Genomic DNA, 25,172 nt, shown 5'->3' on the forward strand with positions numbered 1-25,172 from the left:
AGCGCGGCATCGGAATCGTGGTAACCCGGCGGGGGCGGCAGGGGAGGGGAGGTCCGTGGCGGCGGTGCGACGGGCGATCGTGCCGCACTTGTCTTGCGCGCGGGTTGATGGGACAGTTCGGCCCCCTCCGCCCCGGATTCCGTGACGCAGCAGCGACGATGGCCGACTTCAACTGGAACGATCTGCGCTACTTCTTGGCGGTGGCCCGCGCCGGCACGCTGACCACGGCGGCGCAGCGCCTGCGGGCCGATCACAGCACGGTCAGCCGCCGCATCACCGCGCTGGAGGAGGCGTTGCGGGTGACGCTGTTCGAACGCCGTCCCAGCGGCTTTACCCTGACCACCCAGGGCGAACGGCTGAAGGACACCGCCGAGGCGATGGAAAGCGCCGCCTTCCTGGCGCAGAGCATGGTCGCCGATGGGGATTCCTCCCTGTCCGGCCCGGTGCGGATCGGAGCGCCGGAGGGGTTCGGCAGCTGCTTCCTGGCGCCGCGCATCGGCGGCCTGTGCGACCGCCATCCGGATCTGGAGGTGCAGCTTGTCGCCATGCCGCGCGTCTTCAGCCTGTCGAAGCGCGAGGCCGACCTCGCCATCAGCCTGTCCTGCCCGCAGGAAGGGCGGCTTTACGCCCGCAAGCTCACCGACTACCGGCTGGGTCTCTACGCGACGGCCGACTACCTCGACGCGCATCCGCCCATCGGCAATCGCGCGGCCTTGGCCAGCCACGACTTCATCGGCTACATCGACGATCTGATCTTCGCGCCGGAGCTGGACTACATCGAAGCCATCGGCACGATCACCCCGCGCATCAAGAGCAGCAGTCTGGTCGCGCAGATGAAGGCGACGCTGGCCGGGGCGGGGCTGTGCATGCTGCCGGCCTTCATCGCCCGATCGGAGCCGGCGCTGGTGCCGGTTCTGCAAGAGGAGGTGACGATCACCCGCTCCTTCTGGCTGATCGTCCACGAGGACATGCGGTCGATGGCGCGCATCGCCGTGGCCGCCGACTTCATCGCCGAGACCGTGCGGCGGGAGCAGGGGCTGTTCCTGCCGTCGTGAGGAGCGCCTGGAGAGGCGTGGGAAGGGCGGGAGGACGGAAGAGGGCGGGGGAGGACGCAATCCTCCCCCCGGTCCAGGCACCGTCCGTCCCTGGGCACGGTCAGGCGTTGTCGCCGCGCAGCATGCGGATGATGCCGGAGAAGTCGGCGCCGCCTTCGCCGGCCGCCGCCATCATGGCGTAGAGCTGGGTCGCGGCCGCCCCCAGCGGGGTCGGGGCGCCGGCGCTCTGCGAGGCCTCCTGGGCAAGCTTCAGATCCTTCAGCATCAGCGCGGCCGCGAAGCCCGGCTGATAGTCGCGGTTGGCCGGGCTGGCCGGGACCGGGCCGGGGACCGGGCAATAGCTGGTCAGCGACCAGCACTGGCCCGACGCGGTGGAGGCGACGTCGAACAGCGACTGGTGCGACAGCCCCAGCTTCTCCGCCAGCACGAAGGCCTCGCAGACGCCGATCATCGAGATGCCGAGGATCATGTTGTTGCAAATCTTCGCCGCCTGCCCGGCCCCGGCGCCGCCACACAGCACGATCTTCTTGCCCATGGCCTCCAGCACCGGGCGGGCGCGCTCGAAGGCGTCCGCCTCGCCGCCGGCCATGAAAGTCAGCGTGCCGGCCGCCGCCCCGCCGACGCCGCCCGACACCGGCGCGTCGAGCGAGGCCGCCCCCTTGGCCGCCGCCAGGGCGTGCGCCTTGCGCGCGGAATCCACGTCGATGGTGGAGCTGTCGATCAGCAGGGCGCCCGGCCGCGCCGCCGCGACGATGCCCTCGGCGCCGTCATAGACACCCAGCACATGCTTGCCGCTGGGCAGCATGGTGATGACGATGTCGGCCTCGCGCGCCACGTCGGCCGGGGAGGCGCCGATCGCCACGCCGGCCTCGCGGGCGGCCTCGATCGCCGCCGGGACGAGATCGAACCCGCGCACGCTGTGCCCGGCCTTGACCAGATTGGCGGCCATCGGGCCGCCCATGTTCCCCAAACCGATGAAACCGATGACGGCCATATGCGCTTCTCCCTCGGTGTGTTGCTTTTGGTTGTTGGCTGTTGCGGCTTGGCCGGCGGTCACCCCAGGCGGGCGATCTCGCTGCGCGACACGATCAGGCGCATGATCTCGTTGGTGCCCTCCAGGATCTGGTGCACCCGCAGGTCGCGCACGATCTTTTCGACCCCATAGTCGGACAGGTAGCCATAACCGCCGAAGAGTTGCAGCGCGCTGTTGGCCACCTCGAATCCGGTGTCGGTGCCGAAGCGCTTGGCCATGGCGCAGAGACGGGTGGCGTCCCTGCTCTTGGCGTCGAGCGCCGCCGCCGCGCGGTGGACGAAGGTGCGCGCCGCCTCCAGCTCGGTCGCCATGTCGGCGATGCGGAACTGGAGCGCCTGGAAACGGTCGAGCGACTGGCCGAACGCCTTGCGCTCGCCCATGTATCTCAGCGCCGCGTCGAGCGCCGCCTGGGCGCCGCCGATCGAGCAGGCGGCGATGTTGATGCGGCCGCCGTCGAGCCCCTTCATGGCGAACTTGAAGCCCATCCCCTCCTGCCCCAGCAGGGCGGAGGCCGGGATGCGGGCGTCCTCCAGGATCACGGCGCGGGTCGGCTGGGCGTTCCAGCCCATCTTGTGCTCGTTGGCGCCGAAGGACAGGCCGGGCGTGTCCCGGGGCACCAGGAAGGCGCTGATGCCGCCGGGGCCGTCCTCGCCGGTGCGGGCCATGACGAGGTAGAGGTCGGAGCTTCCCGCTCCCGAGATGAACTGTTTGGCGCCGTTCAGCACATAGGAATCGCCGTCGCGCACCGCCCGCGTTCGCAGCGCCGCCGCGTCGGAGCCGGCGTTGGCCTCGGTCAGGCAGTAGCTGGCGAGCCATTCCATCCGGCAGAGCTTCGGCAGCCAATGGGTCTTCTGCTCCGCCGAGCCGAAGGCATCGACCATCCCCGCCACCATGTTGTGGATCGAGATGTAGGAGGCGATGGTCGGGCAGCCCTGGCTCAGCGCCTCGAAGATGACGACGGCGTCGAAGCGCGACAGGGCCGAGCCGCCATGCTCCTCCGCCACATAGATGCCACCCATGCCGAGGTCGCCGGCGGCGCGGAGCTTGTCGACCGGAAAATGCTTTTTCTGATCCCATTCGACGGCGAAGGGCGCCAGTTCGTCACGGGCGAAGGACAGCGCCATGTCGCGGATGGCGAGTTGATCGTCGGACAGTTCGAAGGACATCGCGTCACCCTGGACAGTCAAGACCGGCTGCGTCTTCCCACCGCGTCACGCCCCCGCCGGAAACCAATTCGTCGGGAAAGGGCGTGACGCGCGAGAGCGATGGTCAGTCCATCGTCGGGATGGCGAAGCTGGCGCCTTCCTTGATGCCCGATGGCCAGCGCGAGGTGACGGTCTTGGTCTTGGTGTAGAAGCGCACCGAATCCGGTCCGTGCTGGTTCAGGTCGCCGAAGCCCGAGCGCTTCCAGCCGCCGAAGGTGTAGTAGGCCAGCGGAACCGGGATCGGCACGTTGATGCCGACCATGCCGACGTCGACGCGGCTGGCGAAGTCGCGGGCGGCGTCGCCGTCGCGGGTGAAGATGGCGACGCCGTTGCCGTACTCGTGGTCGTTCGGCAGCGACAGCGCCTCTTCATAGGTGTCGGCGCGGACAACGGAGAGGACCGGACCGAAGATCTCCTCCTTGTAGATGCGCATGTCCGGCTTGACGTTGTCGAACAGGCAGCCGCCCATGTAGTAGCCGTTCTCGTAGCCCTGCATCTTGAAGTCGCGGCCGTCGACCGCCAGCGTGGCGCCTTCCTTGACGCCGATCTCGACGTAGGACTTCACCTTCTCCAGATGCTCGCGGGTCACCAGCGGGCCGAAATCGGCGGCGCCATCGGTCGAGGGGCCGATCTTCAGGCTCTCGACGCGCGGGATCAGACGCTCCATCAGCGCGTCGGCGGTCTTCTTGCCGACCGGGACGACGACCGAGATCGCCATGCAGCGCTCGCCGGCGGCACCATAGCCGGCGCCGATCAGCGCGTCGGTCGCCTGGTCGAGGTCGGCGTCGGGCATGACCAGCGCGTGGTTCTTGGCGCCGCCGAAGCACTGCACGCGCTTTCCGTTGGCGCAGCCGCGGTTGTAGATGTATTCGGCGATCGGGGTCGAGCCGACGAAGCCGATGGCCTTGATGTCGGGGTCGTCGAGGATGGCGTCCACCGCCACCTTGTCGCCATGGACGACGTTCAGCACGCCCGCCGGCAGGCCGGCCTCCAGCATCAGCTCGGCCAGCTTGACCGGCACGCCGGGGGTGCGCTCCGACGGCTTGAGGATGAAGGCGTTGCCGCAGGCGATGGCCGGGGCGAACTTCCACATCGGGATCATGGCCGGGAAGTTGAACGGCGTGATGCCGGCGACGACGCCGAGCGGCTGGCGCATGGAGTAGATGTCGATGCCGGGGCCCGCGCCCTCGGTGTATTCGCCCTTCAGCAGATGCGGGATGCCGCAGGCGAACTCGACCACTTCCAGGCCGCGCTGGATGTCGCCACGGGCGTCGACGATGGTCTTGCCATGCTCCAGCGACAGCAGCAGCGCCAGCTGGTCATAGTCGCGCTGGACCAGATCGAGGAAACGCATCAGCACGCGGGCGCGCTTTTGCGGGTTCTGCGCGGCCCAACCGCGCTGGGCGGCCTTGGCGTTCTCCACGGCGCCGCGCATCTCGGCGACGCTGGCCAGCGGAACCCGGGCACGAACTTCGCCAGTCATGGGGGAGAAGACATCGGAGAAGCGGCCCGACGTGCCGGCAACCAGCTTGCCGCCGATCAGGTGATGGAGTTCGGTGGTCATTGGCGTTGTCCTCCCACGGAATGTTTGCTGACGCAGCGTTGTGTGATGTTGCCCTTCATGTGCGCCAAACCAACATTAAGGGGCGACTGGAAACTTTGCGCAACCGTTGTGCAGGAATGCTCTCTCTTTCTCTGGATGGAACCATAAAGTGTTACGAGAGCACCCATAACCTGCACTCCTTGGAACCATAAAATGGTCCGCCACAACCGCACGCCTCCGGGACCAGTGGAGAGTGTGGGAGTGCTGTGAAATCGCCCCCCTACCAAGCGGATCGGTTTGTAAAATCTCCCGCACTGTGAGTGTTGTGGCGACCGCCCGATCGGCGTCCACCTCCAGGCGTCCACCTCCAAGCGCCCGCCATCCGAAACTTGGTTGACGTGTTGTTGTGGCCTCTCGCAGAAGAAGCCTTCGGCCCCTCCTGTCATCGAAGCCGCAAAATATCGTTTGAACACAATGGCTTTCACCGACTCACAAAAGGCGCAAAGCGATCGGTCAAGAAGAGAGGAATAATTCAGAAAATTATCTAATATATTGGATAATTTTATCAGAAGCCTATTACGAATACTCCCCTTCCTTAGAACCAAGATTTGAATATCCTGTTGACGAACAGTCGTCGCAGGAAGCCTCATGTCTTACAGCCTCACACTGCGTGTCTCGGGCGCGCGCGCTTGTTTTTCCCGAGCCGAGTTCAAGACCGAACGTGCCTCCTATGAGGTGATCACGCCCTCCGCGGCCCGTGGCATTCTTGACGCTGTGTACTGGCGCCCCGGCCTGCGCTGGGTGATCGACCGCATCCACGTGCTCAACCCCATCCGCTTCCAGTCGCTCAGCCGCAACGAGGTCGGTGATCGCGTCCCGGTCGCCACCGTGCGCCACGCCATGCGCACCGGTGACCTTCACGCCCTGTCGCGCGTCGCCGCCGACAACCACCAGCGCCGCGCCGCGGCCATCCTGGTCCCGGTCGACTATCTGGTCACCGCCCATCTCATCCTGACCGACGACGCTCCGGCCGGCGACCGGCTGGACGAGCCCCTCACCATCGCCACCCGCCGCGGCCAATGCTTCCGCACCCCGTGTCTCGGCACCCGCGAGTTTCCCGCCGACGTCGCGCTGTGGGAGGGCCCGCCGCCGGCGCACCGGCTGCCCGACGACCAGCGCGACCGTGATCTCGGCCTGATGCTGCTCGACATCGACTACGCCGCCGACCGCGCCTCCCGCTTCTTCCACGCCGTCCTGCGCGACGGCGTCATCGACGTTCCGCCCTTCGTCGCGGCGGCGGTGCGGCCATGAGCGTCCTCGCCGCCCTCACCGCCCACTACGGCCGGCTGGAGCGCCGCCACGACGTCGCCCCCTTCGGCTACAGCCGCGAGACCATCGCCTTCGGCCTCGTGCTCGCCGCCGACGGCGAACCGGTCGCCTGCGATGACTTGCGGCTTGGCAAGGCGCCGGGCCGAGGCCAAGCGCTGACGGTGCCGCGCTCGACCAAGCGCTCAGGGATCCGGCCGCCGCCCTTCTTCCTGTGGGACAACAGCCGTTACGTCCTCGGGCTCGGCCGTTCCGCGGAGGGTGGCGAGCCCGCGGCCTACGCCGCCCGCGCCGACGCCTTCCGCGCCTGGCACGAGCGGCTTCTCGCCGGCACCGAGGACCCCGGCCTGCGGACGCTGCTGCGCTTCCTGCGCCGCTGGACCCCGGAGCGCTTCGCAGAGCCACCGTTTTCGTCGGCGTTGCTCGACCGCACCCTGGCCTTCCGCCTCGCCGGCGACACCGGTGCCGACGGCTACCCCCGCTTCCTGCACGACCGGCCGGCGGCGCGGGCGCTCTGGGAAACCCACGCCGCCAACGGCAACCGGCCGGACGCGGTGTGTCTGGTCACCGGCCGCACCGCGCCGGTTGCCCGCCTGCACCCCGCCATCAAGGGCGTGTGGGGTGCCCGCGAAACCGGGGCGTCGCTGGTCTCCTTCCATCAGGCCGCCTTCACCTCGCACGGCAAGCGGCAGGGCGACAACGCTCCGGTCTCGGAGGCCGCCGCCTTCCAGTATGGCGCGGCGCTCAACGCCCTGCTGGCGCCGGGCAGCGGCTGCCGGCTGCGGATCGGCGACACCACCACGGTGTTCTGGGCCGACGCCGCCGTCCACGGCGAGGCGGCGGCCCGCCGGGTCGAGGCTCTGGTCGCCGCCGTGCTGCTCCCCACCGGTCCGCCCGGTCGCCAGCGTGACGGGGGCGACCGACCCGACCCTGTCCGGAGCTGGGATTGGCTGGACGCACCGTCCGCCGGCCGGGCCACCGCGCTCGGTGTCGAGCCCGACGTCCGTGTGCATGTTCTCGGCTTGGCGCCGAACGGCCCCCGGCTGTCGGTGCGCTTCTGGCAGGTGCTGACGGCGGGGGCGCTGCTCGAGCGGCTGACCGCCCACTGGGACGATCTGCGGCTCGAGCCGCCGGCCTGGAAACGGCCACCGGCACCGGAGGCGATGCTCTACCCCCTGGCGCGCCAGGGGCGGCCCGAGACCATCCCGCCCCAGCTCGCCGGCGAGCTGATGCGGGCCATCCTCACCGGCGACCGCTACCCGCGGGCCCTGCTGGCGGCGGTGATCCAGCGCCTGCGAGCCGGCCGACGGCCCGCGCGCCGCCCTGTGCAAGGCGATCCTCCAGCGCGAGGCTCGCCTGCACCGCCGCGGTGCCGCCGATCCGTCCACCAACCCGACCCAGGGGGTGCCCGTGAGCCTCGACCGTACGGAATCCGACCAAGCCTACCGGCTGGGACGGCTGTTCGTCGTCCTCGAGAACGCGCAGCGCGCCGCCCTCGGGCGGCTCAACGCCAGCGTCCGCGACCGCTACTACGGCGCCGCCTCGGCGACCCCGGCCAGCGTGTTCCCCCGCCTGCTGCGCACCACCACCCATCATCTGGCGGCGCTGCACCGGGATCGCCGGACCCGCCGCCTCGCCGTCTGGTTCGAGCGCGAGATCGACGAGATCATGCGCGGGTTGGACATGAGCCTGCCGCGTCAGTTGCAGCCGCTCGGCCAAGGCCGCTTCGCCGTCGGCTATCACCACCAGCGCCACACCCGCAAGCCCGCCCCGGAGGCTGCCGACCCGGCGTCCCAGCCCGACCCGGACGGCGCCGACGCGGCTCCCGAGCCCGAGGAGTGACATCATGCCCGTCATCGCCAAGCGTCACGAGTTCGTCCTGCTGTTCGACGTGACCAACGGCAACCCCAACGGCGATCCGGACAGCGGCAACCAGCCGCGCCTCGATCCCGACACCAGCCACGGGCTGGTCACCGACGTCTGCCTGAAGCGCAAGATCCGCAACTACGTCAGCCTGTTCCATGGCGACGATCCACGCTTCGGCATCTATCTACAGGACGGTGGCATCCTCAACCGGACCCACCGCACCGCCTACCAAGCGGTGCGGCCCGGCGAGACGATGGTGGCGACGGCCGCCCGGCTGTCGCCGCGCGACGAGGACGAGGCGGCGGCGGTGCGCCGCTTCATGTGCGACCATTTCTTCGACGTCCGCGCCTTCGGGGCGGTGATGAGCACCGGGGTGAATTGCGGCCAGGTGTTGGGACCGGTGCAACTGGCCTTCGCCCAGTCGCTCGAGCCGATCGTGCCGCAGGAGCTGACGATCACCCGCATGGCCGCCACCGAGGAGCCGGAGGAGCGCCGCCGCAAGAAGGCCCGGGGAAGGCGGGCCGGCAACGGGCGAGGCGCGGCCTTGGACGCGGACGCCGACCCGGCTGTGGAGGAGGGTGGCAGGGGAGCGGAGGAGGACGAGCGGCGGGAGAACCGGACGATGGGGCGCAAGCACCGGGTGCCCTACGCGCTGTACCGGGTTCATGGCTTCGTCTCGGCCAAGCAGGCCGAGCGCGGCGCGCCCGGGCGGGCGGCCACGCAAGGCGGGGGCTGTCAATCGGCTTCCAATTTCCAGCCGGCATCGGCTTGCAATTTCCAGCCACGCTTGCGGTTGCAGAACCTGTTGTCCAGGGAGTCCACGGGAGGGGCCTGTGGGCCCCCTGGGCAACGGACGGAGGGAAGGCTTTGGATCAGGAGCGGTTCTTGAACCGCCAGCTCTCGTTGCCGGTTTCCAGGATGTCGCAGTGATGCGTCAGCCGGTCGAGCAAAGCGGTGGTCATCTTGGCGTCGCCAGCGAACACCGTCGGCCATTGAGCGAAGCTCAAGTTGGTGGTGATCAACACCGAGGTCCGCGAGTACAACTGGCTGAGCGCGTGGAACAGCAGTTGGCCGCCCCTCTGTGAGAACGGCAGGTAGCCGAGTTCGTCCAGCACCACGAGATCAACGCGGGTCAACTGGTCAGCGAGTTTGCCCGCCTGCCCGGTTCGGGCTTCGGCCTCCAACCGGTTCACCAGGTCGATGACGTTGAAGAACCGGGCACGGGCGCCGCGGCGCACGCAGTTGGCCGTGATGGCGATGCACATGTGCGTCTTGCCGGTCCCGGTTCCCCCGATGAACACGGCGTTGCGCTGGGTTTCCAGAAAGCCGCCATCGTGCAGGTCGCGCACCAGCCCCTCGTTGAGGGGACTGGCGGTGAAGTCGAACTCGGCCAGCGTCTTGGCCAGGGGCAGCTTGGCGGCGCCGAGCTGGTAACGGATCGAGCGCGCCTGCTTCTCCGCCCGCTCCGCGGCCAGCAGATCGCCCAGGATCTGCTGGACGGTGCGCTGCCGCTTCAGCCCGTCGCCCATCACCTCGTCGTAGGCGGCACGCATGCCGGCCAAGCTGAGCTCGGCCATCAGCGCCATCAGCTCATGCCGTTCCATGGCAGCCCTCCCGCACCGCGCGCAGGCGGTCGTAGCGCCCGCAGTCGGCGGCCGGCTCGATGGACAGCGTCAACGCCGTCGGCACCGCCATGGCCGGTGCCGGTGTGACGTCGTGGTGCCGGGCGAGGATGTTCAGGATCACGTCCCGGCTGTGCGTACCGCTCGCCAGTGCCTCGCGGCAGGCGACCTCCACCGCCTCCAGGCCATCGGTGAGGATGGCGGCGAGCACGCCAACGAACTGCCGGTCAGCGTCGTCGCCGCGGCCCAGGCGGGTCCGCACCGTCGCCAGGGCTGGCGGCAAATCCCAGTCCCGGAACGGCGCCCCGTTGCGCAGCGCCCCCGGCTTGCGGACGAGAACCGGAAGGTAGTGCAGCGGATTGTACCGCGTGTGGCCGTGCCCGAAAGCTCGAGGGTGCTCGGCGACGATCGCCCCGTTGAACCACACCACGATCCGTGTCGCGTAGGCGCGGACCTGCACCGGCTTTCCGGCGGCGACCGCGGCCACGCTGTAGCGGTTGCGGTCAAAGTGGATCAGGCAGGTTTTCGAGACGCTGAGCGTGGCCTCGTGGAAGCCGTCGAAAGGATCGCTCACGGTGATCAGCGCCGGCCGCTCCGCCTGGAACACCTCCCACACCGTCCGGCTTTTATCCTCTGGATGCGACGTCTGTTGGGCCCAGACGATCACCTCGTCGTGCAGGCGTTCGTTCACCTCTTCCAGCGTCTTGGCCCGCAGCCGCGGCGTGAACAGCCGCTGGCGCAAGGTGCCGACCTGGTTCTCGACCTGGCCCTTTTCCCAGCCCGAAGCCGGGGTGCAGGCCACCGGCTCGACCAGGTAATGCGAGCACATCTGGGCGAAGCGGCGGTTGAAGCGGCGCTCTTTGCCGACAAATACGGCGTCCACCGCCGTCTTCATGTTGTCGTAGATGCCGCGCTCGCACAGGCCGCCGTAGAAGGCCGCGGCACGGGCGTGGGCGTCGAACACCATCTCCTGGGTCTGGCGCGGGTAGACCGCCACGAACGGCATGCGGCTGTGGCACAGGCGGGCATGGGCCACCTGCACCTTGGTTGTCACCCCGTCCAGGATGATCCACTCCTCCGCCCAGTCGAACTGGTACGCCTCGGCCGGGGCGAAGGTGAGCGGAACGTAGGCGTTCACCGGCCCACTCGGCGGCTGGCGCTGCTTGAAGCGCTTGATGTAGCGCCGCACCGTGTCGTAGCCGCCCTGGAACCCGGCATCCTTCAGCCGTCCGAAGAGCCCCAGGTAGTCGAGCCGGTCACGCACCGGCCGCCGCTCGTTCTCCGTGATCAGCCGTTCCAGCTCCTCCTGGAACCCGGCCAACTTCGGAAGCGGCTGGTGCTGGCGTTCGTAGCGCGGCGCCGTCTCGCCCGAACGCAGGTATTTCGTCACCGTCTCCCGCGACACCTTCAGCGACCGGGCAATGGCCCGGATGCTTTTCCCCTTCGCGTGCTCGCGTCGTATCCGTGCGATCGTCTCCACCGTCAACATCCCTGTCCGCCACCCTGTCGTCCAAACCCAGGGTCGTAGTCTGCCAGATCAGGGGTGGCTGGTTATTGGACGCCGATCACCCCTGAAACTGGCCCAGTGTTGCAGGCCGATGCACAAGATGATGCCTGTTGTCGCTTCCTCCTGAGAATCTTCGCTGCTTGCAGCCGGGTTCGTATCGGAGAATCAACATGTTATGCCCAACCATCGCGGCTCATAATTGTCTTGCCGCTGAAATCTTTCCTTTCAAGCCAGTGTTCCGGGTCCGCCGCCCAAGGCTCGCACGCGGGGTCTCAGTCCAGTCGATAATCGAAACCGACAGTGGTCTACGGCGATTGTGGTGCGTCAGAGCCAGATGATATCAAAACGGCTAAAAGGTTCCTTGGCTGGAGTGTCGTTGTCAGGCAGTTGATGCGAAAAGCCGGATCCGGAGGGGTTGGGGGCCTCCCATGCCTCGGCTTTGCAAACCGGTTCATGCAAAATGTCAGAGGTTCATGCAAAAAGCTGGTCAAAGCCCCTCCGCATCCACTTCAACCCGCTGATAAAAAACGGCTTCTTCCAGGCGCCCGAATCCTGCCCAGCACGGGGGCGCGCTTCCGACCGTCTCGGCCGGCGCTTACCAGCCGACCATCCGGTTTGGCGTCTTGTCTCGCTGCCTGCGGAGAGGATCGGGGCCAGCGTGGCGGCCAAAATTTTTCCGCTGATATTCAACCGGACGGTTATCAGAAAGCGAATGGCCTGAAAATGGGGTATACTGGCGCAGCCGGCTGGGATGGAAATTCCGTTTTCTGGCCGGGGAGCCCTCGCATCACAGTAATCCGTCGGCCATGGCCCTCATCGGCTACGCACGCGTCTCCACCGAGGACCAGTCGACCGAGGCGCAGTTCCTCGACCTGAAGAGATTCGGCTGCACCGAGATCTTCCGGGAGAACGCGTCGGGCGCCGACCGCGAGCGCCCCCAACTCAAGGCGGTGCTGAACCGGCTCCGCAAGGGCGACACGCTGGTGGTGGTGCGCATCGACCGCTTGGCGCGCTCCCTCGCCCACCTGCTCGCTGTGATCAACGACCTGGAGCGCAAGGGAGCGGCCTTCAAGTCGCTCGGCGACCCGATCGACACCGGCAGCCCTCAGGGGAAGTTCACCCTCCAGATCCTCGGCGCCGTAGCCGAGTTCGAGCGCTCCCTGATCCGTGAGCGGACGAAGGCCGGCGTGCGGGCTGCCAAGGCGATCGGCAAGCAGCCGGGCAACCCAGGACTGATCGCCAAGGACCCACTCGCCCGGCGCCGGGTGGCCCGCGCCCGGGACGACCGCCTCAGCGAGCGGGTTGCCGAGGGGGCCGGGGAGTTTCTCCCGATCGTCGAGCGACTGCGGCCGGCGCACCCCTGGGACCGCGTCGTCGATGTGCTCAATACCGCGGTGAAGAAGCGCCCGGGCGACAACCCGGCGCCCTGGACCCGGGACGCGCTGATCCGAGCCGTCCGTCGCCTGGTCGGCGACGGTCTCGCTGATCCCGGCCTGCTCAAGGCGGCGCCGCGCCGTTCCAAGAAGGCGATGGCGCAGGACAAGCGGCTGGTCGAACTGGTCGCGACCATCCACAACGCCGCCGACGGTGAGAAGCCGACGCTCGCCCGCATCGGCCGCCAGTTGGAGCGTCAGAACATCCCGACCAAGACCGGAGCTCGAACCTGGGCGCCGTCGAGCGTCAAGGCCCTGCTTGACCGAGCGCGCGACCAGGGCTTGCTCGACCTCGCCGATGACAAACCCTGATGCTCCTCTTACCGCGCTTGGTCTGCCGGCCTCGCCGCAATGCGGTCGTGGCAGTCTGATACCGTGGCGTTGTTGGCAGCGAGGCTTGAGCTTAAGATTTGTGCGTCCCCCATGGTTGGACTGTCCCACATGCCGCCACCTCCTTCCGCCCCGCTTGCTCCATTGCGCAGCGCCATCATCGAAGCCCTGTACCCGACCAGCGCCAACATCCTGCCGGCGGTGTGTGAGGGGTTGGGGCTTGCATCCGGCGACCGCGACAAGGCGTTCGCCAGCAAACGCAACTATGTGCAGGGGCGGATCAGCGGGCTGTCGCGCGACCGTTTGCTTCAGGTCGCGCACCAGCTTTTGCAGGATGGGCCGAACTTCGAGCTGGAAGAGGCGGTGGCGCGGGTGGAGGAAGCCAGCGAACGGCTGATGTCGGACCTCCTTCGGCGTGCGATCGGCCGGGCGCTCATCCCGTTCGATCTGTCGGGTCACATACCGTTGAACGAGTTTCTGCGGGACGTCTGGCCAATCGACCGGTTGCCATCCCGCCTCAATCACGGCGAAACCGTACAGGACGACCTTGACCGTCATATGCACCGAAATGCGGACATGGACAATGAGGACGCTCTGGAAGCGGTCGGTGCCTACAGCGGCTCCCAGCGCCGCTTCTTCCGATTCCTGGAAGCTCTGATCCATCCACGCACCCGAGAGGAGGATGAACAGCGCCGACTGGTCGCCATCTTGAATCCTCTCCTACAGCGCGATGGCTTTCATCTGGCCGAAACCGGTTCCGTGTCGGGCTATCCGGTGTTCACCATCAAAGCCATCGGCGGCTCCGCCGAGGCGCCGGCCGACCCTCTCATTTCGGAAGTGCTTGCCGCCTTCGACGAGGCCAGCGTGCATGAAGCCTGGACCCGGGCGCTACAGCGGCGTGCAACCCATCCGGAGGGGGCGATCACCTTGGCCCGCACACTGCTGGAAACCGTCTGCAAGCATATCATCGAGGAGGCCGGCGGCACCTACAGCGATCGGGACGAGTTGCCGAAGCTCTACCGGACCGCCGCTGAGCACCTCCAGCTTGCCCCGGACCAGCACACCGAAGAGGTGTTCAAGACAATCCTTGGCAACTGTCAGAACGTCGTGAACAGCTTGGCCAGCATCCGCAACAAGCTGAGCGACGCCCACGGCCGCGGACGCAAGGCGGTCCGTCCAGCGGCGCGGCATGCGGAGCTGGCGGTGAACCTCGCCGGGACAGTGGCGACATTTCTGGTATCGACGTGGCGGGCCCGCCAAGCGGCCAAGCTGTGACGCGCCATGCCTCATGGTAGTGCGCCAGCCGATCACTTCCAAACGGCCTCAATGCGCCAAAAGCGGAAGTGGGTTCAGAATATGCCTTTCTTTGGCAGCACAAGCGCTTCGGCATTGGAGATATCTACTTCTAGTTGCTTACAACATGTGCTAAGTGATCTAAAAATGAATTATTAATACAAAGCCTGTTACCGGGGGATGATCAATGTCTGCGTTAATCGGTACCAATGGAAACGACACGCTCCTGGGTAGCTTGGAGGATGATGCAATTTACGGTCTGGGTGGTGATGATTGGCTTGATGGAGGGGGAGGAGCCAACCGACTGATCGGAGGTGCCGGCAACGACACTCTGATTGGCTCTTCAGGAACTGTGGATGCCAGCCACAATGGCACGTTCGCGCCGGCCATGGTTGCGCTGCCCGGAGCCTATGTTTACAGCAGCGGCTTCACGTCGGACAATCTCAGCCCCCGCTCCGTCGCCGACGTGAACGGGGACGGCCGCGCCGACCTGATCGGGTTCGGCAACAACGCCGTCTACGTCGCTTATGGACAGGCCGACGGGACTTTTGCCAACAATCACATTGCCATTACGAACAACTTCGGCGCTGGTAACAGTTGGACGAATCAAGATGTCTTTCCGCGCACTGTTGCCGATGTGAATGGCGACGGCCGGGCCGATATCATCGGCTTTGCCTACAGTTCCGTTCAGGTGGCCCTTTCGCGGGCGGATGGCACCTTCGCACCGGCCATGACCGCTTTGCCTGGAGCTTATGTCTACGGCAGCGGTTTCACCTCGGACAATCTCAGCCCCCGCTCCGTCGCCGATGTGAACGGGGACGGCCGCGCCGACCTGATCGGGTTCGGCAACAACGCCGTCTACGTCGCTTATGGACAGGCCGACGGGACTTTTGCCAACAATCACATCGCCATCACGAACAACTTCGGTGTCGGCAATGGCTGGACAAACCAAGACGTCTTTCCGCGCACCGTCGCTGATGTCAACGGTGACGGTCGGGCCGACATCATCGGCTTTGCCTACAGCTCCATTCAGGTGGCCCTCTCTCAGGCTGACGGCACATTCGCGCCGGCCATGACCGCACTATCTGGAGCCTATGTCTACAGCAGCGGCTTCACGTCGGACGACTTTGGCCCCCGCGCCGTCGCCGACATCAACGGCGATGGCCGCGCCGACATCATCGGCTTTGGGAACAACGCCGTCTACGTCACGTACGGGCAAGCAGACGGGACTTTCACCAACAATCAGATCGTCCTCACCAACTCTTTCGGCGCCGGCAACGGTTGGACCAGCCAGAACGCCTATCCCCGCACGATCGCCGACGTCAACGGCGACGGCCAAGCCGACATCATCGGCTTCGCCTACAGCGCCGTCCAAGTGGCCCTGAGCAACCCCGCGCAAAATCTTGAGGGAGGCGAAGGTGACGACACCTATATCGTCTCATCACGAAACACCAATATCTTCGAAATCAACAATCAAGGGTGCGACACTGTAAAAACATCGCTTACAAGCTATTCCCTATCTAGCGCCTATCATGTGGAAAATTTAGTATACACCGGCTCTGAGAACTTCAGCGGTTTCGGGAGTTCACTGGACAACCACATGATTTCCGGCTCAGGCCGGGATACCCTTTTGGATGGAGACGGCAACGACACGCTGGATGGCGGGGCTGGAGCCGACACCCTGACCGGCGGCATCGGCAACGATGTCTACCTCGTGGATGACGTCGGCGATGTGGTGGTCGAACTGGCCGGCGAAGGCACCGATGAGGTCCGGACCAGTCTTGCCGCCTATACGCTTGGGAACAATCTCGAAAACCTCACCCACACAGGAAGCGGCCCCTTCGCCGGCACCGGCAACGCCCTCGCCAACGCTATCCGGGGTGGAGCGGGCAATGACACGCTGGCCGGCGGGCTCGGCCTCGACACCTTGACCGGTGGGGACGGCAACGACCTCTACCTGATCGACGACATGGCCGATCTCGTCATCGAAAACGCCGGTGAAGGCACCGACGAGATTCGGACCTCGCTGTCCGCCTTTACCCTCGCGGCCAACGTCGAGGTGCTTACCTACACCGGCCCGGGGAATTTCGCCGGCACCGGCAGCGCCGGCAACGACACCCTGCGCGGCGGGGCTGGCGCCGACACGCTGGCGGGAGCCGCCGGCAACGACTGGCTCGACGGCGGCAGCGGTGCCGACAGCTTGGTCGGTGGGGTGGGCAACGACACCTACATCGTCGACCAGACCGGTGACGTGGTGGTGGAGTTGGCCGACGAGGGCAGCGACACGGTGCGCAGCGCCATCGACTACACGCTGGGCGCCAACCTCGAGGCGCTGGTGCTGACCGGTTCCGCCCTCAACGCCACCGGCAACGAACTGAACAACAGCCTGACCGGCACGGCCGGCAACAATGTGCTGACCGGCCTGGGCGGCAACGACACGCTCAACGGCGGAGCCGGAGCCGACACCCTGATCGGTGGCACGGGCAACGACACCTACGTCATCGACAACATCGGCGATGTGCTGGTCGAACTGCCCGGCGAAGGCACCGACACCGTGCAGAGTTCGATCACCCACATGCTGCTGGCGGATTTCGAGAATCTCACTCTGACCGGCTCGGCCGCCATCGGCGGCACCGGCAACGCGGCCAACAACCTGCTCACCGGCAACGGCGCCGCCAACGTGCTGAGCGGGCTGGCCGGTGACGACACGCTCAACGGCGGCGGTGGGGCCGACACGCTGGTCGGTGGAACGGGCAACGACCTTTACGTTGTCGACAACGCCGGCGACAGCGTCGTCGAACTGGCCGACGAAGGGACCGATACAGTGAACGCCTCGGTGTCCTGGATGCTCGGCGCCAACGTCGAGAATCTGACGCTGACCGGCTCGGGCGCGATCAACGCCACCGGCAATGACCTGGGCAACGTTCTCACCGGCAACGGCGGCGCCAATGTGCTCGACGGCGGGCTGGGCGCGGACAGCATGGCCGGCGGGGCGGGGAACGACGTCTACATCGTCGATGATGCCGGCGACGTGGTGACGGAACTGGTCGGCCAAGGCACGGACGAGGTGCGCACCAGCCTGTCGGTCTACGCGCTGGGCGCCAACGTCGAACGGCTGACCTACACAGGCGGCGGCTCGTTCAGCGGTACCGGCAACAGCCTGGACAATCTCCTGACGGGCGGGGCGGATGACGACACGTTGGTCGGCGATGCTGGAAACGACACCCTCGCTGGCGGACTGGGCGCGGACAGCCTGGCCGGTGGGCTTGGCGATGATGTCTATCTGGCTGACGGCGCGGGTGGGCAGGTCATCGAGCTTGCCGGGGAAGGCTGGGACGAGGTGCGCACCGGCCTGTCCTCCTACAGCCTGACCGTCAATGTCGAGGCGCTGACCTTCTCTGGAACCGGCGCCTTCGCCGGAACCGGCAACGACCTCGACAACCGGCTGGTGGGTGGCATCGGCAGCGACACGCTCAATGGCGGTTTCGGGTCGGACACGCTCGATGGCGGTGCTGGAGGTGACCTTCTGGTCGGCGGTTTCGGCGATGACCTGTACATCGTCGACAGCCTGGACGACCAGATCGTCGAACTGCTTGGCGAGGGCATCGACGAGGTCCGGACCGCCTTGGCCGGCTACACCCTGACCGATGGGGTCGAGATCCTCACCTACACCGGTTTGGGTTCCTTCAGTGGGGACGGCAACGGGCTGGACAACCGGCTGCAAGGCGGGGCGGGGGCCGACACGCTTGACGGCGGAGCCGGCAACGACACGCTGATCGGTGGCCTCGGCGATGATGTCTACCGGATCGACAGCGTTGGCGACGTGGTGGTCGAAACGGCCGATGGCGGCATCGACGAGGTGCGGACGACGTTGACGGTCTTCACGCTGGGCGACAACGTGGAGCGGTTGCTGCTGCAAGGCGGTGCCGGTCTCGGGATCGGCAACGCGCTGGACAATGCCCTGATCGGTGGATCGGGGAACGACAGCCTGGAGGGCTGGTCCGGCAACGACACGCTGTCCGGCGGCCTGGGCGACGACCTTCTCACCGGTGGCGAGGGGGCCGATCTGTTCGTGTTCGCCACCGGCGACGGCCAGGACCTCATCACCGATTTCGATGCCCTGCTGGGCGATCGGATCGGGGTGGCGGGCGACTGGACCTACACCGTGACCAGCGACATCAACGGCGATGCGCGCATCGTCTTCGGCACCTCGGATGCTCTGACCCTGGCTGGTGTTCAGGCCTCCGCGGTGTCGGCGTCCTGGTTTGTGACTGTGTGAACCTCTGGTGGGGGAGGCAAAAATGCCTTCCCCGCCTCTCCATCATCCGGGCAGCATACCGTTACGAGAGCCGCATATCATACGCCGGGCATGTCCGCTTTGGGTCAGATTCGGACGTTCGAGACTGCCTCGAAAGCGAGGGCCATGTCACCGCCCATTGGGTCGAGACGGAACCCCAGGAACTTGGTGTTCGCGCTGAAGGGTCGACCCGATGGTGTCGTCGTGGCGGATGGACAACTCCCGCCCCGCTGTCTCGGCCAGGTGCTTGGCGGCTGCCGCGGACAGCTTGCGAAGCAGAGCCCGGCGCTCACGGGCGCGGAGTTTTTTCGGCAAGGGCCCATGAGCCTCCAGAACCTGCCGGACGGCATCCAGGATGTGCGGGCTGATCGTCAGGGAAAGGGCCGTTCGGCTCGGGGGCGACTTGGGGTGCCGTCGGGCGCGCCGCATCGCCTTCTCAGGAAACCGCGGCAAGCCCGGCCGCTTGCCAAGAGCAAGGTTCCGCTCGTCCCACGCTGTTCGACGCGCGGCGCCGATGCGCGACGCGGCCTGGGTGTTGGACGCCACGGGCCGGTAATGGAAGGGGCCAACCGACGGAAAGCGCGAAACGTGGTGATTCCCCATGACCGGAGGCCGGTCGGCCAGCAGCGCCCTGGCCCAGGCCATGTGGTTCCAATGTGCCTCGGCCAGACGGTCCGCGTAGCTGGGGTGGTTGCTCCACGGCTTGGCGAGGGTCTGGGCCGTGCGCGTGGCGACCGTATCCTTCGACCGCCACTCGACCGACAGAGCCCGGCCGATCATCGGCATCGCCAGCATCTCGCCCGGCCAGACCTCCAGGAGCAGCCGGACCACGGCCGTGAACTGCCCCTCGTCGCGGTCCGTCTTGCGGCCAGCCCGGTTGGCCGTGCGCAGACCGGCGAACAGGGTGGTGAAGGGCGTCGCGACGAGTTGCCAAGCCAAGACGAGCGACACGGCCAGCCCGTTGCGCTCCTCCGTGGGCAGCGGCACCGGCCGGCCGTCGGCGCTCGCATCAAAGGCATCCAGGATGCGGAACTCGCAGCACTCGCGCATCGTGTCGATGTCGGCGATCTCGACCCTGAGGAAGCTGTTGAGCAGGTGGACGAACCAGAGGAAGACGTCGACGGAATAGGCGGGTGCCAGACGCGTGCCCACCACCTCCTGGAAGACGGAGCGGTCGAAGGCCGCCCGATCAAGGAACCCGATGACGTGCCGCACCTGATCGTAGAAAGCCGGCAGCGGTACCCCGGCCACCACCTCCCACGGGTTCAGGTCGGGAGGATGGAGCGGACAGACCACGCGCCAGGCGGCGCGCGCGAACAGCAGTTCGACCGGCCGATCCGCCCGGCGCTCGGCCTCGTAGGCGCACTCCGGACAGGGGACGTGATGGGTCCGGCAAGGGTCCTCCAGCGGGCGGTCGAGCCCCCCGAAGGTCATGCCCCGCAGCACCTCCCCAGCGATCCCCGTGTCGACCTGCAGCCGCGCCATCACAGTGGGCAGCGGCCGGAACACGAGGTCCCGGTTGATTGCCTCGGTCACCCAGCGGCGCGGCACGCCGAGCCGCTCCAGGTAGTCGGCCCGGCTCAGGCCGTAGAGGTTGGCGATCGCCTCCACCCAACCGCCCAGCGCCTCGCCCGGCGCCGGCCGGGGGACAACGGGCAAGTCCGGGATGGAGGCGAACAGCCGCATCCCGGTCACGCTATCCCGGGCCGGCCGATGAGGTCGTTGACCATGTCAGCCGTGATCCGTTCCTCGCCGACCTGGATCGCGTCGATGCCGAGGTCAATGAGCGTCTCGAAGAGCTTGGCGGTGGTTCCCCCGCAGTGGGACAGCAGCGCCCGGATCGAGCGCGTGGTGAGAGTCGAGGGCCGGCGCAGCGGCAGGGTGCGCACGACGCTGCCGACCATCGTCTGGAACTCCTCCCCGGCCTCCCAGACCGGCAGCTCGACGAAGCGGAAGCGGCGGGTGAGTTGATGGTCGTGCATCAGTGCCTCGCGGGCGTCCTGGGTGCCGAAGAGGACGAGCGGGATGCCCAGCACGTTGCTCAGGTGGCGGATCACCGTCAGCATGATCCGCTGCTGGCGCAGCGTGCCCATCAGCATGTTGTGCGCCTCGTCGATCAGGATCTGGCGCACCCCGGTCAGCCGGTAGAGGGTGACGACGCGGTCCGCCATGACCGGGATGTTGACGCGGCTCTCGTTGACCGGGGCGTCGATGGCCCGGAGCAACTGGGTGTAGAACCATTTCACGTCGCACATCGGCGGCATCTCCAGCCCGACCACGCTGGTGCGACGCACGCCGGAGTTCCGGTCGAACACCGCGGGATGGTCGCGCAGATGCTTGCGCATGATCGTCGACTTGCCCTGGCCGGATTCGCCCCAGATCAGCAGGTTGGGCTTGATCGTGCCGGCCGGTTGTTCGAGCTGGTCGAGCATGAGGTCGAGGACGAAGCGGCAGCGCGGGTATTCGGTGAAGCGTCGGCCTTGCATGCGGGCGATCCGCTCCTCCGGAGACAGGGCGATCACCTCCAGCGCCGACGGTCCGAGATGCCGGTAGGCGTCGTCAGTCATCCCAGGTCTCCGTGTCGTAGTAGGGCAGTTCGAGCGGGGCGTCGTCCGCGCCGTCAGGCAAGACCCGATACGCCGCGTCGATGACCGGCGCGGTGGGGGCCGCCGGCAGGGCCGGTGTCGACCGTGGACCCGCGCCCCGCGCCCGCTCCAGGCGGGTCCGCCGGCTGCGGCCGCTGGCCTCCTCCACCAGCTTGCGCCGGGCCAGCACCATGTCGAAGATCATGGCCTCGTCGACGCCGGCGCGACCCTGACGACGCAGCGCCCGGTTCGCGGCCTTGTGCTCCCACATGGAAATGGCCGGACGCCGCAGGTTGCGGTAGGGAACCTCCAGGTACTCGCCCGACACGCCGCGGATGAAGACCTTGGAGAGGTCGGCGGGGTTGTAGTGGACCGTGACCTTGCGCTTGTCGTGGAGGAAGGGTGTCAGCGCCTCGTGCCAGTAGGAGATGTTGAACAGGTGGACGCCGTCGCGCTGCACCGTCCGCTCCTCGAACGGCAGGAAGTCGCGGTGGAAGGTCCGCAGGTCAGCCGGCATCCGGAAGACCCTGCCCTCGGTGTCGGCCGCCCACTTGGCGTTGGGCGACGTGCCGATGCCTTCATGGAAGGAGGCGTGGTGCTCCAGGATGATGCTGGCCACCAGCCACTCGATCTCGGTGATGGTGAGGCAGGCGTTGCCGGCGGCGTCGTAGACGCCGCGCTCCTTGATGTTGGAGAAGGTGGTGCCGGGGAGCAGATGCAGCTCCTGGCTCAGATGGCCGATGCGGCGCTCGACATGCCCGCCCATGTGCGGCGTGCCGGGCGGCCGGTAGCGCAACTCGATGCCGTAATCCTCGCAGGCGCGGGTGAAGGCCTTGGAGTGGAACTCCTTGCCATTGTCGGTGTGGACGACCTCGCACAGGCCCATGACCGGCCAGCGGGCCGGCAACCCCCGCGACGCCAGCCACTCGCTCTTGTCCATCACGGCGTGGGCGATGCAGGCGGCAACGCTGGTCGCCGAGGGCGGATCGAAGGTCAGGTAGAAGCCGCAGTACATGCGGGTCCGGATGTCGACGGCCAAGGTGATGAACGGGCGACCGATCACCTCCAGGCTGTCGGGCTCGACGGCCATCAGGTCGGTCGGGGTGTGGTCGATCTGGATGATCTCCAAGGCGCGCTCGGCCTCAAGCGATCCCCGGATCGGGTTGAACTCGTCCCGCGCCCTCTTGCGTCCATGGCGGCGCTTGGTCTGCTCCCGCTTGCTGATCGCCGCCAGCCGGGTGTCCACGGTCTGGCGGGCCGGCCTGGTCAGGCCCTCCGCCGCGCACCGGGCGTGGATGCCCTTCATCAGCAGCGATTTCTTGGGGTGGTGGAGAGTGAGGTAGGTGCCTTTGATCTCCTCCTCGATGATCGCCTCGACCCGGTCATCCAGGCGCTTTCCGCCACTGGCGGGACCCGGCGCCTTCAGCAGCAGGGAGCGGGTCCGGGGGGCGGCTTCGTAGGCCTTGAGCAAACGGTAGAGGTGATTGGGCGTGAGCGCGAGTTCGCTGGCCGCCGCCGCCATCGCTTCCGCCCGGGCGCCATAGGCGGGAGGGTTCTGCACCAGGTCGCGAACGATGGGTTCGCGCTCACGGGCAAGAGCCCAGTCCTCTTCGGAGACGGTCGTCAGCGCCTGGGAGCTGTGCGGATGCCGCGGCACTTTTCACCCGATCCACTTTCTGCTTTTCGCAGCATCCTCTCTGCTTTTTGCATCAAATGGATGACGAAGACGCGAAGAATCGCTTACATTTCCTCGCCAGGATTTTGCGCGAACTACTTTGCGGTGACAACGGACCCAAAAAAAGGCGCCATCCTGGCGCCCGATCCGGCCGTTTCCCCCGCCCTTCCGGCGGGGCGGGGCCTCCCCTGGACCCGTCCCTGGTCCGCCCGTCGCAACGGTCGGCCGGCGGGCGGTCCGCCCCCACGCCGCAAGGATGCGCCCGCGATGAGCGACCGTCAAGACCCACCGGCCGAGGTAACCCCCGACCACCGGCCCGACCGGCCGATCGCCACCGCCGGCGATGACCGCCTCGGCCGCGACGGGTTCGTCGCCCGCCTCGCCCGCGCCCTGGTGCGCGACGGCCGGGCCAGCGGCGTGGTCGTCGGGCTGACCGGGCCGTGGGGCAGCGGCAAGTCGTCGATCCTCAACCTGCTCGAGGGCGAGATCAAGAAGACGCACCCCGGCGCGGTGGTGGTGCGCTTCGACCCCTGGCTGGTCAGCGGGCGCGACGACGTCATCACCCAGTTCTTCGCCGAGCTGCTGGCCACAATCAAAAAGGTAGGCACCACCAGTCCGCAGACCGGCAAGGTCGCGGCTCAGCTGACCGGCCGCCTGACCAAGTACGCGGCCAACTTGGCGCCGGGGACGGCGTTGTTGGGCCTGCCCATCCCCGGGCTGCGGGAAGCGTTAAAGGCGGTCGGAGAGGCGCTGGATCGGACGGAAAGCCTTGCCGATCAGCATAAGGACCTGAAAACGTGCCTCGAGGGTGTCGAGGTGCCGATCGTCGTGCTGATCGACGAGCTCGACCGCGTCGAGGATGCGGAGGTCCGCGCTGTCGCGCAACTGGTTCGCGCCGTTGCCGACTTTCCGGGAATCTCCTACCTGCTGGCTTACGACCGCGACCGCGTCGTCGAGGCGCTGGGTGCCGGAGCGACCACCGGGAGGGAGGCGCGTGGCAACGCCTATCTGGAGAAGATCGTCCAGTTGGAGTTGCCGTTGCCCGTCACCTTGCCGGACGAGATCAGTGAGCTGCTGGCCGCTGAACTGGACGCGGTGGCGCCGGCGGGGCTCCTCCCGGTTGGCTGGCGCGATGACCCGCGCCTTGGCCGGGTCCTGGCGAGCGCCATCGGCACGCTGGTGGCCACCCCCCGCGACGTCCGGCGGGTCTGCGGCATGTATGCGGCTCTGGCGCCGATGGTCGCCGGCGAGGTCGACCCAGTCGACCTGCTCGGCTTCATCATCCTGCGGGCCAAGGCCCCCGAGGTGATCGAAGCCATCCGCCGGCAGCCGGCGCTGGTCGTGCAGGACCCGCCGTTCCATCTGAGGGAGGGGGCCAACTGGCAAGAGGGTCTCAAGGGAGGGCGGGCCAATCCGGGTGAGCGGATGCTCCGGTTGGGCGTTGACGCGGCGTCGCCGGCGGCGCCTCTGCTCGGGGTGCTGTTCCCGCGCCTGAACCCCGGCGAGGTCCGGGGGGATCGCGAACCACCGGACGGCCTGCGCCGGTATGGCGCTCTGATGACCCTGTTGCGCCTCGGCCTGCTGCCCGGCGCCATTTCCCGACAGGACGTCGTGGCCTTTCTCAGTCGCGCTGACGACGCCATGCTGGAGCATGTTCGGACCGCCGCGGCGGAGCGGCGGCTCTGGACCTTGCTCGACCGCTTGGCGAATGTTTACGACGATGTCGGAGATCGTGATCCGGAGCGAACCCTGCGGGTGCTCGGCGCGATGCCCCGTGTGGTCGTCTCGGTGGCCAGCGTTGACAGCGGTACTGGGAGCGGCACCGTCACCGCGCTCTGCCGCTGGTTCGACCAATTCGCCGAGATTGTGTGCCGTCGTGGTGATGGGGCGCGGCTGGAGATGGTCCGGAGCGCCCTGTCAACTCTCATCGGCGCCGGTGAGTTCGATGCCCCGAGTTGGCTCCTGCGCCACCATTTTTTTGCCCATGGGCTCTTCGGCCGGCCCGCACGGGAGCCCAGCGGGTGGCTTCCGGCCGCGATTGTACGGGAACTGGCCCATGGTTTGGGCGCCGCCGTCGTGGCCGCCCACACCGGTGACCGGCTGCTCGCCAGCGTCGAAAGCGCGGAGCCGCTGCTGCTGGCCCATGAGGTGGAGGCCTGGGGAGCGGAGCACCGCGAGGCGATGACCCGACAGATTCAGCACGACGACGCCGCGCTGGTCCGGTTTGTCCGGGCCTTCTACGGGGAGGGGTCTGTCGAAGAGGATGTCCTCGAGCGGTTCGTTGACACCGCGATCTTGCGGTGGCGCTTCAACACGGTCGATGCCCAGGCTCCCGCATGGAGTGAGTCCCGGACCCAACGAGCCCGTCTGAGAGCCGCTCAACGTCTGGGAGCCGCATAATG

General features: G+C 67.3%; 15 protein-coding genes and 2 pseudogenes. 9 read left to right on the forward strand and 8 right to left on the reverse strand.

The window, feature by feature from the left end; genetic code table 11:
- Positions 1 to 158: 158 nt before the first annotated feature.
- Positions 159 to 1,055 carry a LysR family transcriptional regulator gene (locus JN22_RS00065; protein ID WP_085551978.1) on the forward strand — a complete coding sequence of 299 codons (897 nt, stop codon included), beginning with the start codon at positions 159 to 161 and terminating at the stop codon, positions 1,053 to 1,055.
- Between the two features lie 100 nt (positions 1,056 to 1,155).
- Here JN22_RS00065 and mmsB read toward each other — a convergent pair whose 3' ends face one another.
- From mmsB to JN22_RS00080, 3 genes are all read right to left on the reverse strand, one after another.
- Entirely contained in the window at positions 1,156 to 2,112 is a 957-nt protein-coding gene (gene mmsB / locus JN22_RS00070; protein WP_396021873.1) for a 3-hydroxyisobutyrate dehydrogenase, read from the reverse strand.
- Complete coding sequence (locus JN22_RS00075) at positions 2,109 to 3,254, reverse strand: acyl-CoA dehydrogenase family protein (protein ID WP_085551980.1); 1,146 nt, start codon at positions 3,252 to 3,254, stop codon at positions 2,109 to 2,111. Before JN22_RS00075 ends, mmsB begins: the two co-directional genes overlap by 4 nt.
- A 103-nt stretch (positions 3,255 to 3,357) precedes the next feature.
- Positions 3,358 to 4,857 carry a CoA-acylating methylmalonate-semialdehyde dehydrogenase gene (locus JN22_RS00080; RefSeq protein WP_085551981.1) on the reverse strand — a complete coding sequence of 500 codons (1,500 nt, stop codon included), beginning with the start codon at positions 4,855 to 4,857 and terminating at the stop codon, positions 3,358 to 3,360.
- Positions 4,858 to 5,484: 627 nt separating this feature from the next.
- On the opposite strand from JN22_RS00080, the gene cas5c reads away from it, so the two are divergent.
- The 4 genes and pseudogenes from cas5c (at position 5,485) to cas7c (ending at position 8,917) form a co-directional block, all read left to right on the forward strand.
- Positions 5,485 to 6,147: a type I-C CRISPR-associated protein Cas5c gene (gene cas5c / locus JN22_RS00085; RefSeq protein WP_085551982.1), complete on the forward strand. Its 663-nt coding sequence runs from the start codon at positions 5,485 to 5,487 to the stop codon at positions 6,145 to 6,147.
- A pseudogene (gene cas8c, locus JN22_RS35305) lies at positions 6,144 to 7,409 on the forward strand (type I-C CRISPR-associated protein Cas8c/Csd1); the annotation flags it as partial. The gene cas5c and the pseudogene cas8c, both read left to right, overlap by 4 nt.
- A gap of 73 nt (positions 7,410 to 7,482) precedes the next feature.
- Positions 7,483 to 8,004: pseudogene (locus tag JN22_RS34675) on the forward strand (type I-C CRISPR-associated protein Cas8c/Csd1); the annotation flags it as partial.
- A gap of 4 nt (positions 8,005 to 8,008) precedes the next feature.
- Positions 8,009 to 8,917 (forward strand): type I-C CRISPR-associated protein Cas7/Csd2, encoded by a 909-nt coding sequence (gene cas7c / locus JN22_RS00095; RefSeq protein WP_085551983.1) that lies wholly within the window; start codon positions 8,009 to 8,011, stop codon positions 8,915 to 8,917.
- Here the strand turns inward: cas7c and istB are convergent.
- Together istB and istA are read right to left on the reverse strand one after the other, a co-directional pair.
- A complete protein-coding gene (istB, locus tag JN22_RS00100) occupies positions 8,901 to 9,632 on the reverse strand; it encodes an IS21-like element helper ATPase IstB (RefSeq protein ID WP_085551984.1) in 732 nt (243 codons plus the stop codon). The two genes, cas7c and istB, sit on opposite strands and share 17 nt — an antisense overlap.
- Entirely contained in the window at positions 9,619 to 11,139 is a 1,521-nt protein-coding gene (gene istA, locus JN22_RS00105) for an IS21 family transposase (protein ID WP_085551985.1), read from the reverse strand. The genes istB and istA overlap by 14 nt, the downstream gene beginning before the upstream one ends.
- Before the next feature lie 824 nt (positions 11,140 to 11,963).
- On the opposite strand from istA, the gene JN22_RS00110 reads away from it, so the two are divergent.
- The 3 genes from JN22_RS00110 to JN22_RS00120 all read left to right on the forward strand — a co-directional run bounded on the left by JN22_RS00110 (position 11,964) and on the right by JN22_RS00120 (position 18,492).
- On the forward strand, positions 11,964 to 12,902 hold the full coding sequence (locus JN22_RS00110; protein ID WP_085551986.1) for a recombinase family protein: 939 nt from the start codon (positions 11,964 to 11,966) through the stop codon (positions 12,900 to 12,902).
- 162 nt (positions 12,903 to 13,064) lie between these two features.
- Positions 13,065 to 14,195: an abortive infection family protein gene (locus JN22_RS00115; protein ID WP_223677493.1), complete on the forward strand. Its 1,131-nt coding sequence runs from the start codon at positions 13,065 to 13,067 to the stop codon at positions 14,193 to 14,195.
- A gap of 205 nt (positions 14,196 to 14,400) precedes the next feature.
- A complete protein-coding gene (locus JN22_RS00120) occupies positions 14,401 to 18,492 on the forward strand; it encodes a beta strand repeat-containing protein (protein ID WP_085551987.1) in 4,092 nt (1,363 codons plus the stop codon).
- Between the two features lie 147 nt (positions 18,493 to 18,639).
- On the opposite strand, the gene JN22_RS00125 is transcribed toward JN22_RS00120, so the two are convergent.
- The 3 genes from JN22_RS00125 to JN22_RS00135 are packed head-to-tail and all read right to left on the reverse strand — an operon-like array spanning position 18,640 to position 22,752.
- Positions 18,640 to 20,196 (reverse strand): TniQ family protein, encoded by a 1,557-nt coding sequence (locus JN22_RS00125; RefSeq protein ID WP_085551988.1) that lies wholly within the window; start codon positions 20,194 to 20,196, stop codon positions 18,640 to 18,642.
- A 5-nt stretch (positions 20,197 to 20,201) separates the two neighbouring features.
- Positions 20,202 to 21,077 (reverse strand): TniB family NTP-binding protein, encoded by an 876-nt coding sequence (locus JN22_RS00130; RefSeq protein ID WP_085551989.1) that lies wholly within the window; start codon positions 21,075 to 21,077, stop codon positions 20,202 to 20,204.
- Complete coding sequence (locus JN22_RS00135; protein WP_085551990.1) at positions 21,070 to 22,752, reverse strand: Mu transposase C-terminal domain-containing protein; 1,683 nt, start codon at positions 22,750 to 22,752, stop codon at positions 21,070 to 21,072. Before JN22_RS00135 ends, JN22_RS00130 begins: the two co-directional genes overlap by 8 nt.
- Positions 22,753 to 23,037: 285 nt before the next feature.
- Between JN22_RS00135 and JN22_RS00140 the strand changes: the two genes are divergently transcribed.
- Positions 23,038 to 25,170 (forward strand): KAP family P-loop NTPase fold protein, encoded by a 2,133-nt coding sequence (locus JN22_RS00140; RefSeq protein ID WP_179165994.1) that lies wholly within the window; start codon positions 23,038 to 23,040, stop codon positions 25,168 to 25,170.
- The last annotated feature ends 2 nt before the right edge of the window (positions 25,171 to 25,172 follow it).

Origin of the sequence: Azospirillum agricola (assembly GCF_020005195.1) — a bacterium.
Lineage (GTDB): Bacteria > Pseudomonadota > Alphaproteobacteria > Azospirillales > Azospirillaceae > Azospirillum > Azospirillum agricola.